Source organism: Streptomyces sp. NPDC002536 (genome assembly GCF_053594995.1).
Window position 1 is genome coordinate 1 of sequence record NZ_JBSFWU010000010.1, and the last position, 18,835, is coordinate 18,835.

The window sequence follows — 18,835 nt, forward strand, 5'->3', positions numbered from 1 at the left end:
GCAGGCCCGTGGCGGTGGAGAGCCGGTTGCGCAGCTCGACGGCCGTCAGCGAGTCGAAGCCCAGGTCGTTGAACTCCCGCCGGACATCGATCGACTTGGCCGACGCATGCCCCAGCACCGCCGCGGCCTCGCCCCGCACGAGGTCGGTCATCAGACGCGTGCGCTCCTCCGGGCGTGCCTCGCGCAGCTTCTGGACGAGCGCCGCGGCGGCTTCGGCGCCGCCGGTGGAGCCGGCGGCCGCACGGCGACCGCCCTTGACCAGGCCCCGCAGCACCGGCGGCACGCTGCCGCGGTTCTGGGCACCGGTGGCGACCGGGCCGAGGGGGACGAGGTGGGTCGCGTCGGTCGCGGTGGCCGCGTCGAACAACGCCAGGCCCTGCTCGACGGTCAGCGGCGAGGCCCCGGAAGAGGTGATCCGCTGCACGTCCACGTCGGACAAGGTGGCGGTCATCCCGCCGCTCTGGGCCCAGGCGCCCCAGGCGAGGGACTGGGCGGCCAGACCCTGCGCCGCACGGTGCCGGGCCAGCGTGTCCAGGAAGACGTTGCCCGCAGCGTAGTTGCCCTGACCGGCGGTACCGAGAACACCCGAGACCGACGAGTACATGACGAACGCCGCCAGATCGAGCTCCTTGGTGGCCTCGTGCAGATGCCAGGCCGCATCCACCTTCGGACGCAGCACAGCCGACAACTGCTCAGGAGTCAGCGACGAGATCACGCCGTCGGCGAGGACTCCGGCCGTGTGGATCACGGCGGTCAGCGGGTGCTCCGCGGGAACCGAACCCACCGCCGCAGCCACCGCTTCACCGTCGGCCACGTCACAGGCGAGGACGTTCACCTCGGCACCCTGCTCGGCCAGTTCCGCACGCAGCTCGCCCACACCCGGCGCATCCGGACCGCTGCGGCTCACCAGCAACAGGTGCCGCATGCCGCGCTCGGCCACCAGATGCCGGGCCAGCTCGCTGCCCAGACCACCCGTACCACCGGTGATCAGGACCGTGCCCTCCGGGTCCCAGGCGCGCGGCAAGGTCAGCACGATCTTGCCGATGTGCTGGGCCCGGCTCATGTACCGGAACGCCTCCGGCGCCCGCCGCACGTCCCAGGTCGCCACCGGCAGCGTGTTCAACGCCTCGGCGGCGAAGAGCTCCAGCAGTTCGGTGAGCATCTCCTGCACCCGGTCCGGGCCCGCGTCGGCGAGGTCGAACGCGTGGTAGTGCACCGGTGCCGTGGACTCGGGGTCCCGGATGTCGGTCTTGCCCATCTCCAGGAAACAGCCACCGGCGGCGGTCAGCCGCAGCGAGGCGTCGACGAACTCGCCGGCGAGGGCGTTGAGGACGACGTCCACGCCGCGGCCGTCCGTGACGGCGAGGAAGCGCTGCTCGAACTCGGTGGTGCGGGACGAGGCGATGTGGTCGTCGGCAACGCCCAGTTCGCGCAGGGTGTCCCACTTGCCCTCACTGGCCGTGGCGAACACTTCGGCGCCCAGGTGCTTCGCCAGCTGGATCGCCGCCATGCCGACGCCACCGGCACCGGCGTGGATGAGGATCGACTGGCCCGGCCGCAGGCCGGCGAGGTCCTTCAGTGCGTAGAGCGCGGTCAGGAAGACCAGCGGCACGGACGCCGCGCGGGCGGCCGACCAGTCCTCGGGCATACGGGTCAGGAGTCGCTGGTCGGTCACGGCCACCGGGCCGTAGCCGCCGAAGACCATGCCCATCACCCGGTCGCCCGGGCGGAACCCGCTCACCCCTGGCCCGGTCCCGGTCACCACACCGGCCGCTTCGGCGCCCAGCAGTCCGGCTTCGCCCGGGTACATGCCCAGGGCGTTGAGCACGTCGCGGAAGTTCACACCGGCGGCCTCGACCTGAATACGGACCTGCCCCGGCGTGAGGGGCTCCAGGATCTCCGGGCAGGGCGCGAGTTCCAGGTTGTCCAGGCTGCCCTTGGCGGAGCTGTCCAGGCGCCACGGCACGTCGGCGGGCGGGAGCAGTCCTGCGCTGCTGCCCAGTTGGGCCAGTCGCGCTATGCGGACCTCGCCGTCGCGTACGACGAACTGGGCGTCCCCGGTCGCCAGCAGACCCGGCAGAACCCCCAGTACCTCCGCGAAGTCCGCGGTTTCGTCCTGCAGGTCGACCAGTGCGAACCGGCCCGGGTTCTCCGACTGCGCGGACCGCACCAGGCCCCACACCGCACCGGCAGCGACATCCCCCACCGGCTCACCCTCACGAGCCGACACGCCACCACGCGTCACGAACACCAGACGCGACCCGTCGGACTCCTCCCGACCGGTCCACTCCTGGACCAGGCCGAGCACCCGGGCCGTCAACTCATGGGCAGCCGCAGGGACATCACCATCGGCGCCGCCGGACACGAAGGCCACCACCAGATCCTCGTCACCCGAGAGATCCGCCAGCGACGCAACCGACGCACCCACGCCCAACTCGTCGGCGCCCAACGCCACACACCGCGACCCGGTGGACGCCACCTCGGCAGCCGCCACCCAGTCCAGCGACAACAGCGCACCGTTCTCCGCGGCACGCTGCGCCGCCGACTGGCCGGCTGCGGGGGCCTGGTAGGCCCGCATCACCATGGCCTCGGCGGAGAGCACGGGGGCGCCTTCGACGTCGACGGCCGCGATGGACACCGAGTCGTCACCGGTCCTCATCACCCGGGCCCGCACCACCGATGCGCCTCCGGCGTGCAGCGACACGCCTCGCCAGGCGAACGGCAGGAACTGGTCGCCCTCGGTGCCGACGCCGGCCATCCGGTGGGACTGGAGCACCGCGTCCAGCAGCGCCGGGTGGATCCCGAAGGACTCGGCGTCCTCCGCGACCAGGTCCGGCAGCGCGACCTCGATGCAGGCACCGCCCTCGCACTGCCAGACCGAGCGCAGCCCCTGGAAGGCGGGGCCGTAACCGGTCCCGTCGTAGAAGCCCTCCAGGTCGACGGCCACCGCATCCTGCGGCGGCCAGACCTGGGAGCCGAAGTCCCCGATCCGCTCCCCCGTGGTCAGCGTGCCGTGCGCGTGCTGCGCCCACGGCTGCTCGACGGCCCCGTCGGGGCGCGAGTACACCGAGAGGGAACGGGCGCCCGTCTCGTCGGCGGGCGCGATCAGCACCTGGACCTGGGCGGCACCCTCCTCCGTGAGCACCAGCGGGGTGAGCAGGAGGAATTCCTCGACCCGGTCGCAGCCGACCTGGTCGCCCGCGCGCAGCGCCAGCTCCAGGAAACCGGTCGCCGGGAAGAGCACGCTGCCGCCCATGACATGGTCGGCGAGCCACGGATGCGTCTGCAACGACAGCCTGCCCGTGAACACCACCTCGCCGGAGTCCGCGAGCGCGAGCGTCGCACCCAGCAACGGGTGCTCGGCGGGCCGGAGGCCCGCACCGGTGACGTCGCCCGACAGTGCGGCGGGCCGAGGCCAGTAACGCTCGTGCTGGAACGGGTAGGTCGGCAGATCGACGCGACGGGCACCCGTGCCGGCGAACCAGGCCTCCCAGTCGACCTCGACGCCGGCCACGTACAGGCGCGCGAGGGCGGTGAGCAGGGCCGTCTCCTCGGAACGGTCCTTGCGCAGAGCGGACACCGCGAGAGGGGCGCCGTCCAGGCTGTGCTGGGCCATCGCCGTCAGCACACCATCCGGACCCAACTCCAGGAACACCGTCGCGCCTTCGGCCTCCAGCGCACGCACACCGTCGGCGAACCGCACGGTCTCCCGCACATGCCGGACCCAGTACTCCACCGAGCACAGCAGCTCCGCGGAAGCGAGCTCACCTGTCACATTCGACACGACCGGAATCTGCGGGACGCCGAAGGACAAGCCCTCCACGACCCGGCGGAAGTCCGCCAGCATCGGCTCCATCAGCGACGAATGGAAGGCGTGACTCACCGACAGACGCTGCGTCTTGCGCCCCTCACCGGCCAGCTCCTCCGCAACGCGCAGCACCGCCGCCTCGTCACCGGCGATCACCACCGCCTGCGGGCCGTTGACCGCAGCAATCGACACACCGTCGACCAGCCGGCCGGCCACCTCGTCCTCGGCAGCCTGAACAGCCACCATCGCACCACCCGCGGGCAGGGCGTTCATCAGCCGCGCCCGCGCCGCCACCAGAGTGCAGGCGTCCTCCAGCGAGAACACCCCGGCCACATGAGCCGCAGCAATCTCACCGATCGAATGACCGGCAACGAAGTCCGGACGGATCCCCCACGACTCGGCCAGCCGGAACAGCGCCACCTCGACCGCGAACAGCGCAGGCTGCGTGAACCCCGTCTCGTTCAGCCGCACTTCATCGGTGTCGGTGAACAGCACCTCACGCAGCTCACCGTCGAAGTGCGCCAGCACCGCATCCAGCGCCTCGGCGAACACCGGGAACCGGCCGTACAACTCCCGGCCCATCCCCACCCGCTGCGCACCCTGACCCGAGAACAACACCGCCAGTTGGCGGCCGGTCTCCGCGCGGCCCCGGGCCGGCTCGGAGAGTTCGCCGTCGGGGCCCTGCGCCAGCAGCACCGCCCGGTGTTCGAACGTCGAACGGCCCGCGGCGAGCGAGTACCCCACGTCCACCGGTGACGACGTGCCCCGCAGTGCGGAGATCTGCTCGATCTGTGCCGCCAGCGCCTCCTCGGACCGGCCCGAGACCGGCCACGGCACCAGGCCGGGCGCCGGCTCCGAACCGGTCTCCGGCTCCTCGGCCGGGTCCGCCTGTTCCAGGATCACGTGGGCGTTGGTGCCGCTGATGCCGAACGACGACACGCCCGCCCGCCACGGCCGGTCGGCCTTCGGCCATTCCCGGGGCTCCGTCAGCAGTTCCACCGCACCGGCCGACCAGTCCACATGGGACGACGGCGCGTCGACGTGCAGGGTCTGCGGCAGCACGCCGTGCTGCATCGCCATGACGGTCTTGATGATCCCCGCCACACCGGCCGCGGCCTGGGTGTGGCCGAGGTTGGACTTCACCGACCCGAGCAGCAGCGGCTGTTCGCGGTCCTGGCCGTAGGTGGCCAGCAGCGCCTGGGCCTCGATCGGGTCGCCGAGCGGCGTCCCGGTGCCGTGGGCCTCGACGGCGTCCACGTCCGGGGCCGTCAGCCCGGCGCTGGCCAGGGCCTGCTGGATCACCCGCTGCTGGGACGGGCCGTTGGGGGCGGTGAAGCCGTTGGACGCGCCGTCCTGGTTGACGGCCGAGCCGCGGACGACGGCCAGGACGGGGTGTCCGTTGCGGCGGGCGTCGCTCAGGCGCTCGACGAGGAGGACGCCCACGCCCTCGGACCATCCAGTGCCGTCGGCGGCGTCGGAGAACGCCTTGCACCGGCCGTTCGCCGCCAGTCCGCCCTGCCGGCTGAACTCCATCAGGGAGCCGGGGGACGACATGACGTTGACTCCGCCGACCAGGGCCAGCGAGCACTCGCCGGACCGGAGGGCCTGGGCCGCCGTGTGCAGGGCCACGAGCGAGGCCGAGCACGCGGTGTCGACGGTCACCGCCGGGCCTTCCAGGCCCAGGGTGTAGGACAGCCGCCCGGAGGTGGCGCTGGCGGCGATTCCGGTGCCGATGTCACCGGTGGCGTCCGCCAGGGAACGCACGAGCAGGTAGGCGTAGTCCTGTCCGTTCGTGCCGACGTACACGCCGGTGCGGCTGCCGCGCAGGGACACCGGGTCGATGCCGGCCCGCTCGATCGCCTCCCAGGAGGTCTCCAGCAGCAGGCGCTGCTGGGGGTCCATGGTGAGGGACTCGCGCGGGGAGATCCCGAAGAAGTCCGCGTCGAAGTCCCCCACGCCGTCGAGGAAGCCTCCTTCCTGGCTGACGGCGTTGCCGCGCCGGTCGACCCCGGCGTCCCGGAGGGCGTCCAGGTCCCAGCCGCGGTCCGTGGGGAACGGGCCGATCGCGTCCTTGCCGGCGGCCAGGAGCTCCCACAGGTCCTCGGGCGAGTGCACGCCACCGGGGTACCGGCAGCTCATCGCCACGATCGCGATCGGCTCCGTGGCCGCGGCGACGAGCTTGCGGTTCTGCCGGCGCAGGTGCTCGGTTTCCTTGAGCGAGGCTCGCAGGGCTGCGACGACGGTTTCGCTGGATGTGGTCATGGTCCGTTCTTTCAGCGCTCTTGGTGGGAATTGCCGTCGAGTGCCGCCTGCACCAGGCCGGCGACGTCCATCGCGTCGATCGACTCGTCGTAGGCGTCCGCCTCCGTCGTGGTGGTGGCTTCGGCGTCGGACTCCGCGGTCCGGGCGGCCGCGAGCTTGAGCAGGGGGTCCAGCACGCCGATCTCGCGCAGCTGGGCCATGGAGACGGAGGCGAGCAGGGCCCTGATGCGGGACTGGTCGAGGCCTTCGGCGTCCGTCTCCTGCGGCCCGCCCTCCGGAACGAGGAGGCCGAGGACGTGGCCTGCCAGGTCGGCGGGGCTGGGGTGGTCGAAGACGAGCGTGGCCGTGAGGTTCAGTCCCGTCGCGGCGTTGAGCTGGTTGCGCAGCTCGACCGCGCTGAGGGAGTCGAAGCCCAGGTCCCGGAACGCCCGGTCGGAGCCGACGGCGTCGGCCGTGGGATGTCCCAGCACGGCGGCGGCCCGGGTGCGTACCAGGTCCAGTACGGCCGCGGAGCGCTGTGTGGGAGACAGGCCCGTCAGCCGCTCGCGCAGGGCGGTGCCGGAGGTCTCCTCGTCCGGGTGTCCGGACGGGCGGGACCCGGTGCCGACGGACTGCTCCGCGAGGAGCGCGCTGGGGCGCACCGCGGTGAAGTGCCGGGCGAACGCCTCGTGTTCGACGTCGACGACGACCTCGGTGGGCCGGCCGTCCATGACGGCCCGGCGCAGTGCCGTGACGGCGAGGTCGGGGTCGAGCGGCCGGAGTCCGGTGCGCCGGGCCGCCTCGGCGGCCCGTCCCCCGGCGGCCATGCCGCCGCCGTTCCAGGGGCCCCAGGCGATCGAGGTCGCCGCGAGGCCGTCGGCCCGGCGCTGTTCGGCGAGGGCGTCCAGGACGGCGTTGGCCGCGGCGTAGCCGGCCTGGCCGGGGTTGCCGACGGCGCCGGACGTCGAGGAGAACAGGGCGAACACGGCCAGGTCCAGCTCGCGGGTGAGGTCGTGCAGGGCCAGGGCCGAGGCGGCCTTGGCGTGGAAGACGGCCTCGAAGCGGTCCGGGGTGAGGCTGTCGAGCACGCCGTCGTCGAGCACGCCCGCGGTGTGGACGACACCGGTGAGGGGAGCCTCCGCCGGGATGTCCGCGAGGACTCCGGCGAGCGCTTCCCGGTCGGCCGCGTCGCACGCGGTGAGCGTGACCTGCGCGCCCAGGGCGGTGAGTTCGGCCCGCAGTTCGTCCGCTCCGGGCGCGTCCGCGCCGCGGCGGCTGAGGAGCAGCAGGTGCTGCGCGCCCGCACGGGCCAGCTCGCGTGCCACGTGGGCGCCGAGTGCCCCGGTGCCGCCGGTGATCAGGACGGTGCCGGTGGGGTTCCACTCCTGTGCGGTCCGCCCGGCCGGTACGGGCACCAGCCTGCGGCCGAGGACGGACGAGGGCCGGATCGCGATCTGGTCCTCGCCGCCGGGGGCCGCGAGGAAGGCGCCGAGGCGGGCGGCGGTCCGCTCGTCGAGCGTCCCGGGCAGGTCGATCAGTCCGCCCCAGCGCTGCGGGTGTTCCAGGGCGGCGACGCGTCCCAGTCCCCACACGGCGGCCTGGACGAGTCCGGGCAGCGGCTCGGAGGGCGTGGCCGCGACCGCGCCGCGGGTGACGCACCACAGGGGTGCGGCGATGTCCGCGTCGCCGAGGGCCTGGACCAGGGTGGCGGTGAGGGCCGGCCCGGCGGGGGCGGGTGCCTCCGCGAGGGCGAGCAGGGAGACCACCCCGGTGAACCCGTGTCCGTCGGCGGTCTGCTTGCGCAGCAGTTCCGCCAGCGCGGCCCGGTCGGGGCCGGCCGTTTCCAGGCGCACGGTGTCCGGGCCCAGGGCGGCGACGGCGTCGGCGACCCAGGGGTCGTCGGCGTGTCCCGCGGGGATCACGGCGAGCCAGGTGCCCGTCGGGGCCTTGGCGGACCCGAGGGTCAGCGGCTTCCAGGTGATCTGCTGCCGCCAGCTGTCGACGGTGCCCAGGACGTTGCGGCGGCGGCGCCAGTCCGCGAGTGCAGGCAGGACCTTGGACAGTGCTTCGCCGTCGACGTTCAGGGTCGACTCCAGCGAGGCGAAGTCCTCGCCCTCCACGGCCGACCAGAAGCCGTCGTCCTGGCCGTCGGCCGTACCGGGGACGGCGGCCGGCTGCGACTCCGGCCAGAACCTCTGGCGCCGGAACGGGTAGGTGGGCAGGTCGGTGTGGCGGGAGGTGGTCCCGTCGGTTCCCAGCACGGCGTGCCAGTGCGGGGTCAGTCCGCCGACGTGCAGCCGGGCGAGCGCGGTGACCACGGAGGCCTCCTCGCCGCGGTCCTTGCGCAGGGCCGGTACGGTCACCGCCTGCGCGGACAGGGCGTCGAGGGTGTCCTGGGCCATGGCGCACAGCGAGCCGTCGGGGCCGAGTTCGAGGAAGACGGACACGCCGCGCTCGGCGAGGGTGCGTATGCCGTCGCCGAAGCGGACGGCCTCGCGGACGTGGCGCACCCAGTAGTCCGGGGAGCACACCTGCTGCTCGGTGGCCGTCTCGCCGGTCAGGTTGGAGACGAGCGGGATCACCGGGGCGTCGTAGGCGATGCTCCGGGCGACCCGTCGGAAGTCCTCGAGCATGGCGTCCATGTGCAGAGAGTGAAATGCATGGCTGACCCGCAAACGCCTAGTCTTGCGTCCGTCGGCCGTGAACTTCTCCGCGAGGGCGAGGACGGCGCTCTCGTCACCGGAGAGGACCACCGACTCCGGGCCGTTGACCGCGGCGATCGACACGCCGTCGGTCAGGTGCGCCAGTGCCTCCTCCTCGGTGGCCCGGACGGCGACCATGGCGCCGCCTGCGGGCAGGGCGTTCATGAGCCGCGCCCGTGCGGCCACCAGCCGGCACGCGTCCTCCAGCGAGAACACTCCGGCCACGTGGGCCGCCGCGATCTCGCCGACGGAGTGTCCGGCGACGAAGTCCGGGCGGACGCCCCAGGATTCGGCGAGCCGGAACAGTGCCACCTCGATGGCGAACAGTGCGGGCTGGGTGAAGCCGGTTTCGTTCAGCCGGTCCGCGTCGCCGAACATGACGTCCCGCAGGGGGCGTTCCAGCTCGGTGTCCAGTTGCGCGGTCACGGCGTCGAGGGCCTCGGCGAACGCCGGGAAGCGTGCGGCGAGTTCCTGTCCCATCCCGACGCGCTGCGAGCCCTGGCCGGAGAACAGCACCGCCAGCTTGCCGCGGCGCGTCTCCGTGCTGCCCCGCACGACCTGCGGCGTGTCGAGGCCGTCGGCCAGTGCGGCCAGGCCTTCGAGCAGGTCGTCGCGGCCGCCGGCGAGAACCGCGGCCCGGTGGGTGAAGGCCGACCGGGTCGTGGCCGTGGACAGGGCGAGTCCGGCGACGGTGAGTCCGGGGTGTCCGGCCACGTAGGCGTGCAGCTGCCGGGCCTGGTCCTGCAGCGCGTCCGGCGCGGCGGCCGAGACGGGCACGGGCAGCAGGCCGCGGGACTCGTCCGCGGTGCCGGCCGCCGCGTCCGCGGTGCCGGCCGGTGCGGGCTGCTCGATGATGACGTGGGAGTTGGTGCCGCTGGCGCCGAAGGCGGAGATGCCCGCCCGGCGCGGGCGGCCGGTCTCCGGCCATGCGGCCGCGTCGGCCAGGAGCTCGACGGCACCCGCGGTCCAGTCGACGTGCGTGGAGGGCTCGTCGAGGTGCAGGGTCCTGGGCAGGACGCCGTGGCGCATCGCCATCACCATCTTGATCACACCGGCAACACCGGCGGCCGCCTGGGTGTGTCCGAGGTTGGACTTCAACGAGCCCAGCAGCAGCGGCCGTTCGCGGTCCTGGCCGTAGGTGGCCAGCAGGGCCTGGGCCTCGATCGGGTCGCCCAGGGTGGTGCCCGTGCCGTGGGCCTCCACGGCGTCCACGTCGGCCGGCGCCAGGCCGGCGTCGGCCAGGGCCCGCCGGATGACACGGCGCTGCGAGGGGCCGTTGGGGGCGGTGATGCCGTTGCTGGCACCGTCCTGGTTGATCGCCGAGCCGCGCAGGACGGCGAGGACCTCATGCCCGTTGCGGCGGGCGTCCGAGAGGCGCTCCAGGACGAGGACGCCCACGCCCTCGGACCAGCCGGTGCCGCCGGCCGAGGCCGAGAAGGCCCGGCAGCGGCCGTCGGGCGAGAGGGCTCCCATCTCCCCGAACTCGACGAAGTTCACCGGGGTGGACATCACCGTCACACCGCCGGTGAGCGCGACCGCGCACTCGCCGTTGCGCAGGGCCTGGGCGGCCAGGTGGAGTGCCACCAGCGAGGACGAGCAGGCCGTGTCGACGCTGACGGAGGGGCCTTCCAGGCCGAGGGAGTAGGACACCCGGCCGGAGAGCAGGCTGGCCGACTGTGCGGTCTGGGCGTGGCCGAACTGGCCCGCATCGGGCCGGTAGTCGCCCGAGCCGCCGCCGATGAACACGCCGGTGTCACCGCCGCGCAGCCCGGCCGGGTCGATGCCGGTGCGCTCCAGGGCCTCCCAGGCGGCCTGCAACAGGATGCGCTGCTGCGGGTCCATCACGGTCGCCTCGCGCGGCGAGATCCCGAAGAAGCCGGGGTCGAAGTCCGCCACGTCGTAGAGGAATCCGCCTCCCTCGGCGATGGTGCGGCCGCGGCCGTCCCGGTCGCCGTGCAGCAGCCGGTCCAGGTCCCAGCCCCGGTCGGTGGGGAAGCCTCCGATGGCGTCCCCACCCGCGGCCACCAGCTCCCACAGGTCCTCGGGCGAGCGGACCCCGCCCGGGTAGCGGCAGCTCATGCCGACGATCACGATGGGATCGTCGTCCGCGGCGGCACCCCGCATCCGGGGAGCGCCCGTGCGGGACTGCTCGTCGCCGTCCTCGCCCAGGAGTTCGGCCTGGAGGTGGCCGGCCAGCGTCTCGGCCGTCGGGTAGTCGAAGACGAGCGTGGCGGGCAGGGACAGGCCCGTTGCGGTGGCGAGCTGGTTGCGGAGGTCGACGGCGGTCAGCGAGTCGAAGCCGAGGTCCCTGAAGGCCTGTCCGGTCGGGACGGCGTCGACGTCGGCGAAGCCGAGCACCGAGGCCACCTCGCGGCGGACCATGGCCAGCAGCTCCTCGGTCCGCTCCGCGGCCGGGCGGGCCGCGAGCCGGGCCCGGAGTGCGGACGCGGAGCCCGCCGTCTCCTGCCCGGCGCCGCCGGAGCCCGCCAGGGTCTCGCGGACCTCGGGCAGGTCCGCGAAGAGGGCACTGCGGCGGGTGCGGGTGAAGGCGGGGACGAACCGGTCCCACTGCACGTCGGCGACCGTCACCGAGGCGACGTCGTCACCGACACAGCGGGCGAGCGCGGTCAGGGCCTGCCGGGAGTCCATCGTGGGCAGGCCGTTGGCCCGCAGGTGCGCGGCCAGGGAGTCGTCGGTACCGCCCGTCCAGGCACCCCACGCGACCGTCAGGGCACGCAGTCCGCGTGCACGGTACTGCAGGGCCAGGGCGTCCAGCAGGGCTCCGGCCGCGGCGTCCGCTCCCCTGCCGCTCGCACCCCAGGTGCCGGCGATCGAGGAGAAGAGGACGAACGCGTCCAGGGGCCGGTCGCCGACTGCCGCTTCGGCCACGGCCGCCAGGCTCTCGGCGTCCGCGTGCAGCGCGGCCAGGGCCGCGCCCGGCTCGTCGGAGGAGGGTGCACCGTCCGCACCGGCGTACACCACCGCGGTCAGCGGGTGCTCCGCCGCGATCGGGGCGAGCGCGCCCAGCAGCGCCTCACCGTCGGTCGGGGCGCAGGTGACGACGGTCAACCCGGCGCCCATCGCGTCGAGTTCGGCGCCCAGTTCCGCCGCGTCCGGTGCGGCTGCACCGGCCAGCAGGACGTGCCGGGCTCCGTTCTCGGCGAGCCAGCGGGCGATGTGCCCGCCGGAGCCGGGTGCTGCGCCGGCGACCAGGACGGTGCCGGACGGCTGCCACGACGCCGAGCGGGCGTCCGCCGTGGCGTGCACCAGCCTGCGCCCGAAGGCGCCGGACGGCCGCAGCGCCACCTGGTCCTCGTCCGTACCGGACAGCACGGCGCGGAACCGGTCGGCCGAGCGCCGGTCGAGCACGTGCGCCACGTCGACGAGGCCGCCCCAGCGCTCCGGGTGCTCCAGGGCCGCCACCCGGCCGAGCCCCCAGACCGTGGCCTGGGCGGTGTCGACCTCGGTTTCCGAGCGGCCCACGGACACGGCGCCGCGGGTGATGCACCACAGCGGGGCGTCGACACCGGCATCGGCCAGCGCCTGCACCGTCTCGTCCGGCCGTGCCGGGCCGACGGGGACGGTGCCGGCGCCCGAGACCGCGAGCAGCGAGACGACACCGGCGAACCCGGTTCCCTCTGCGGCGAGTTCGGCAAGGCGTCCGGTCAGTGCGTCCCGGTCGGTGGCGGGCATCTCGACGCGCACGGCGTCGTCGCCGAGAGCGGCGACCACGGCGGCGGTCCACTCGTCGTCGGCGCTTTCCGCCGGGACGAGCGCCAGCCACGGTCCGGTGAGGGTGCCCGACGCGGTCCCGGTGAGCGGCTTCCACGTCACGTGGTAGCGCCAGCCGTCGACGGCCGAGCGCTCGGCGCGCTTGCGGCGCCAGGTGGACAGGGCGGGGACGAGGGCCGACAACGCGGCGTCGTCCAGGTCGAGATCGGCCGACAGCGACTCGAGGTCCTCGCGCTCCACCGCGGCCCAGAACTCGGCGTCCACGGTGTCGTCCGGACCGGCCTGGCCGTGCCCTGCGGGCGCGGCCTCCGGCCAGAACCACTCCTGCTGGAAGGGGTAGGTGGGCAGGTCGGTACGGCGGGCGCCGGTGCCGGTGAAGAACCCGGCCCAGTCCACCTCGACCCCCGCGACGTGAAGCCGCGCGAGGGCGGTGAGCAGGGCGGTCTCCTCGGAGCGGTCCTTGCGCAGGGCGGACACGGCCACCGCGGCGCCGTCCAGGCTGTGCTGGGCCATCGCCGTCAGCACACCGTCCGGACCCAACTCCAGGAACACCGACGCGCCTTCGGCCTCCAGCGCACGCACACCATCGGCGAACCGCACCGTCTCCCGCACATGCCGGACCCAGTACTCCACCGAGCACAGCAGCTCTGCGGAAGCCAGTTCACCCGTCACGTTGGACACGACCGGAATCTGCGGGGCACCGAAGGACAGGCCTTCGACGACCCGGCGGAAGTCCGCCAGCATCGGCTCCATCAGCGACGAGTGGAAGGCGTGACTCACCGACAGGCGCTGCGTCTTGCGCCCCTCACCGGCCAGCTTCTCCGCGACGCGCAGCACTGCCGCCTCGTCACCGGCGAGGACGACTGCCTGCGGGCCGTTGACCGCCGCGATCGACACACCGTCGACCAGTCGGCCGGCCACCTCGTTCTCGGCAGCCTGAACAGCCACCATGGCGCCGCCCGCGGGCAGGGCGTTCATCAGCCGTGCCCGGGCCGCCACCAGAGTGCAGGCGTCCTCCAGCGAGAACACTCCGGCCACATGCGCCGCAGCAATCTCACCGATCGAATGCCCGGCGACGAAGTCCGGTCGGATGCCCCAGGATTCGGCCAGCCGGAACAGCGCCACCTCGATGGCGAACAGGGCGGGCTGGGTGAAGCCCGTCTCGTCCAGACCGTCCGCTTCGCCGGACATGACGGCGTGCAGCGGGCGTTCCAGTTCGGCGTCGAAGTGGGCCGCCACCGCGTCGAGGGCCTCGGCGAACACCGGGAAGCGGCCGTACAGTTCCCGGCCCATTCCCACGCGCTGCGAGCCCTGGCCCGAGAAGAGCACGGCGAGCTTGCCGGCGACCTCCGGGGCGGTGCCGCGGGCGAGTTCCGTCATCTGTTCGCCGTCGGCCAGCAGTACCGCCCGGTGGGCGAACGCGGCCCTGCCGGTGGCCAGGGAGTACCCCACGTCGGCCGACGACCGGCCGGACAGTGCGGAGAGCTGCTCCAGCTGTGCCGCCAGCGCGGCCTCGGACTTGCCCGACACCGGCCAGGGCGCCAGGCCCGGCACCGTGGCGGGCTCGTCCGCGACGGGCGCAGCCGCCGGTGCCTGCTCGATGATGACGTGGGCGTTCGTGCCGCTGACGCCGAAGGCGGAGACGCCGGCCCGGCGGGCGTGCCCGGTCTCCGGCCACGCCTGCTGCTCCGTGATGAGCGAGACGGCGCCGTCCGACCAGTCGACGTGTGCGGACGGGGCGTCCACGTGCAGAGTCTTGGGCAGTGCGCCGTGGCGCATCGCCAGGACCATCTTGATGACGCCGGCGACACCGGCGGCGGCCTGGGTGTGGCCCAGGTTCGACTTGACCGCTCCGAGGAGCAGCGGGAGCTGCCGCTCCTTGCCGTAGGCGGCGATGAGGGCCTGGGCCTCGATGGGGTCGCCGAGCCGGGTGCCGGTGCCGTGCGCCTCGACGACGTCGACGTCGGCGGGGGTGAGGTCGGCGTCGGTGAGGGCCCGGCGGATGACCCGCTGCTGCGCCCTGCCGTTGGGGGCGGTCAGGCCGTTCGAGGCGCCGTCCTGGTTGACGGCGGTGCCGCGGACGATGCCCCAGACGTCGTGGCCGTTGCGGCGGGCGTCGGAGAGGCGCTCCAGGACGAGCACGCCCACGCCCTCGGACCAGCTCGTGCCGTCGGCCGCGTCGGCGAAGGCCTTGCAGCGGCCGTCGGGGGCCAGCCCGCCCTGGACCGTGAACTCGGTGAAGGCGTCGGGGCTGGACATGACCGAGACGCCGCCGGCCAGGGCGAGGGTGCACTCGCCGCTGCGCAGGGACTGTGCGGCCATGTGCAGGGCGACGAGCGAGGACGAGCAGGCGGTGTCGACGGTGACGGCCGGGCCCTCGAAGCCGAAGGCGTAGGAGAGCCGGCCGGACATGACGCTGGCGGAGATTCCGGTGGCGACGTGGCCGCGGACGTCGGCGGTGCCCTGGCGCAGGAGGGTGACGTAGTCCTGGCCGTTGGTGCCGACGAAGACGCCGGTGCGGCTGCCGCGCAGGGTGGTGGCGTCGATTCCGGCGCGCTCGAAGACCTCCCAGGAGGTCTCCAGCAGCAGGCGCTGCTGGGGGTCCATGGCGAGGGCCTCGCGCGGCGAGATGCCGAAGAAGCCGGCGTCGAACAGGCCGACGCCTTCGAGGAATCCGCCCTCGACGGTCGCCGAGGCTCCCCGGGCGAGCCCGTCGAGGTCCCAGCCGCGGTCCGCGGGGAATCCGGAGATCGCGTCCTCGCCGCGGACCAGCAGCTGCCAGAGGTCCTCGGGCGACCGGACGCCGCCGGGGAAGCGGCAGTTCATGCCGACGATGGCGATCGGGTCGTCGTCCGCCGCCCGGCCGGCCGGGGCCGGGGCGGCCCGGTCGGCGTCGTCGGGCAGGGTGTCGAGGAGTTCGGCCAGCAGGAAGTCGGCGAGGGCGTGCGGGGTCGGGTAGTCGTAGACGAGCGTCGGGGGCAGCTTGAGCCCGGTCGTGGACGTCAGGGCGTTGCGCAGTTCGACGATGGTCAGCGAGTCGAAGCCGAGGTTGCTGAAGGCCTGGTCGGCGCCGATGGTCTCGGCGCCGGAGTGCCCGAGGACCGCGGCCACGTGTCCGCGCAGGAGGTCCAGGACGAACCGGGGGCGTGCGGAGGCGTTCAGCCCGGCGAGCTGCCGGCGCAGCGCCGGTTCCCGCAGGCCCGCCTCCGGTGCCCCGGCCGGCTCCGCGGAGCCGGTGCGGCGCAGTTCGGGCAGGTCGCCGACGGCGGGGTTGGGGCGCAGTGCGGTGAAGGCCTCCGCGTAGCGTGCCCAGTCGATGTCGGCGAGGGTCAGCACGGTGGCGTCGTGCTCGATCGCCCGCTGCATCGCGGCGAGGGCCCTGTCGGGTGCCATGGGGGCGAAGCCCCCGCGGCGGACGCGGCTCTCGACACCGGTCGCGTCGACGGCCATGCCGCTCTCGGCCCAGGGACCCCAGGCGAGGGAGGTCGCGGGCAGGCCCGCCGCGCGGCGGTGCTCGGCGAAGGCGTCGAGGAAGGCGTTGGCGGCGGCGTAGTTGCCCTGGCCGGGGGCGCCGAGGGTGCCCGCGACGGAGGAGAAGAGCACGAAGGCGGTCAGGTCGTGCCCGCGGGTCGCCTCGTGCAGGGCGAGCGTGGCGGTGACCTTGGCGTGCAGGACGGCGGTGAACTGCTCGGGGGTGAGGGTGTCGACGACGCCGTCGTCGACGGTGCCCGCGGTGTGGAACACGGCGGTGAGCGGGTGCTCCTCGGGGACCGCGGCCAGGACGGCGGCGAGCGCGTCGCGGTCGGCGGTGTCGCAGGCGGCGAGGGTCACGCGGGTGCCCGACTCCTCCAGTTCTGCGCGCAGTTCCGCGGCTCCCGGTGCGTCGGCGCCGCGCCGGCTGACCAGCAGCAGGTGCTCGGCGCCGCGTGCGGCGAGCCAGCGGGCGACGTGGCCGCCCAGGGCCCCGGTGCCGCCGGTGACGAGCACCGTGCCGGCGGGCCGGAACCCGTCGGGCGCGGGGGTCTCCCCGAGGGGGTGGTGCGCCAGGCGGCGGGCGAACGTCGCGGTGGCGCGCACGGCGAGCTGGTCCTCGCCGTCGCGTCCGGCGAGCGCGGTGGCCAGTCGGCGCAGGGTGGTGTCGGCGAGCTCGTCGGGGAGGTCGACGAGACCGCCCCAGCGCTCCGGGTGTTCCAGTGCGACGACCCTGCCCAGGCCCCAGACGGCGGCCTGGGCCGGCCGGGCGAGCTGCTCGGAGCGGCCGGCGGCCACCGCGGTGCGGGTCACGCACCACAGGGGCGCCTCGATGCCGGCGTCGCCCAGTGCCTGTACGGCCGTTGCCGTCAGCAGCAGGCCGGCGGGGACTCCGGGGGTGCCGTTCCCGTCCTCGTCGTCGAGCGCGAGCAGGGACAGGACGCCGGTGAACCGGTGTCCTTCCTCGGCCAGTTCGCGCAGGCGGCCGGTGAGGGCCTCGCGCTCCGCGGCGGCGACCTCGATGCGGACGGTGTCGGTGGCGAGGGCGTCGGTGACGGTGTCGGACCATGCCCGGTCGGCGGCGCCGGCCGGTGCGAGCACCAGCCAGGTGCCGGTCGGGGCGGCAGGGCCGGAGGCGGCCGTGCCGGTCAGGGGCTTCCAGGTGACCCGGTAGCGCCAGCCGTCGACGGTGGAGTGTTCCCGGCGCTTGCGGCGCCAGGAGGCCAGGGCCGGCACGACGGTGGTGAGGGTGTCGTCGTCCAGCTCCAGGGAGTTGCCCAGGGTGGAGAGGTCCGCGCGCTCGACGGCCGACCAGAACTCGGCGTCCGCCTCGTCCGCGGGGCCCGCCACGGCAGGGGCCGCCTCGACGGCCTCCGGCCAGTAGCGCTCGCGCTGGAAGGGGTAGGTCGGCAGCTCGGTGCGGCGGGCGCCGGTACCGGCGAACACGGCGGTCCAGTCGACCCGTACGCCGTGCACGTGGAGCCGGGCGAGGGCGGTGGTGAGGGCCGGGTCCTCGGGGTGGTTGCGGCGCAGGGCCGGGATCGCGGCGGCGCCGCCGTCCTCGTCGACGGTCGCGCGGACGGCGCCGGAGAGCACGGCGTCCGGGCCGAGTTCGAAGAAGGTGCTCACGCCGGACTCGGTGAGCCGGCGCACGGCGTCGGCGAAGCGGACGGTGGCGCGGACCTGCCCGGTCCAGTACTCCGGCGAGCAGAGCGCGTCGGCCGGGGCGAGTTCGCCGGTGACGGTGGACACCAGCGGCAGCGTGGGCGCGTGGTAGGTGACGCCGGCGGCGACGCGGGCGAAGTCCTCCAGCATCGCGTCCATGTGGGGCGAGTGGAAGGCGTGGCTGACGCGCAGTCGCTGGGTGCGCCGGCCCTGCTCCTCGAAGCGGGCCGCGACGGCGAGCACCGCGTCCTCGTCGCCCGCGACGACCAGGGACGTCGGGGTGTTGAGGGCGGCGACGGAGACGCGTCCGTCGTACTCGGCGAGCAGGGGCAGCACTTCGTCCTCGGCCGCCTCGACGGCGGCCATGGCGCCGCCCGCGGGCAGGGCGGCCATCAGGCGGCCGCGTGCCGCGACGAGGGTGCAGGCGTCGTCCAGGGAGAGGACTCCGGCCGCGTGCGCGGCGGCGAACTCGCCGATGGAGTGCCCGGCGACGTAGTCGGGGCGCAGGCCCCAGGACTCGGCGAGCCGGAACAGGGCCACTTCGAGGGCGAAGAGGGCCGGCTGGGTGTAGCCGGTGTCGTCGAGCAGTGCGGCCTCGGGGGTGTCCGGTGCGGCGAAGAGGATGTCGCGCAGCGGGCGGTCGAGTTCGCGGTCGAAGCGGGCCAGTACGGCGTCCAGTGCCTCGGCGTAGACGGGGTGGCGTTCGTAGAGTTCGCGTCCCATCCCGGGGCGCTGGCTGCCCTGGCCGGTGAAGAGGAAGGCCAGGCGGCCGCGGCCGCGGCTGCCGGTGAGCAGGCTGCCGTCGGGGGTTCCGTCGCGCAGGGCGGTCAGGGCGCGGGTGAGCGCTTCCTGATCGTCGGTGCCCTCGGTGACGACGGCCGCGCGGTGCTCCAGGGCCGCCCGGGAGGTGGCGAGGGAGAACGCGAGGTCGGTGAGCGGCAGTTCGGGGTGGCCGGCGAGGTGGGTCAGGAGCCGGCCGGCCTGGGCGCGCAGGCCTGCTTCGGTGTGGCCGGACAGGGTCAGGGCCACGGCTCCGGCCGGGCGGGCCGGGGCCTCGGCCGGGTCCGTCCCGTCCGTCACGGCCCGCTGTTCCGGGGCCTGTTCGAGGACGGTGTGGACGTTGGTGCCGCTGAGTCCGAAGGAGGAGACGGCCGCGCGGCGCGGGTGTCCGGTCTCCGGCCAGGCCGTCGGCTCGGTGAGCAGGCGGATGGCGCCG

Annotated in this window: 2 protein-coding genes (1 of these 2 cut by a window edge); both read right to left on the reverse strand. The window is 74.2% G+C overall.

The window, feature by feature from the left end; translation table 11 throughout:
* Positions 1–6,085 (reverse strand): SDR family NAD(P)-dependent oxidoreductase (locus ACWD4B_RS05980; RefSeq protein WP_451419678.1); only part of this gene is annotated, 6,085 nt, incomplete at its 3' end.
* Positions 6,082–18,835: the 3' end of a type I polyketide synthase gene (locus tag ACWD4B_RS05985; RefSeq protein ID WP_451419617.1), read on the reverse strand. The gene runs 15,722 nt beyond the window's last position; only the last 12,754 of its 28,476 coding nucleotides appear in the window; its start codon lies off the right edge, out of view; its stop codon occupies positions 6,082–6,084. The genes ACWD4B_RS05985 and ACWD4B_RS05980, both read right to left, overlap by 4 nt.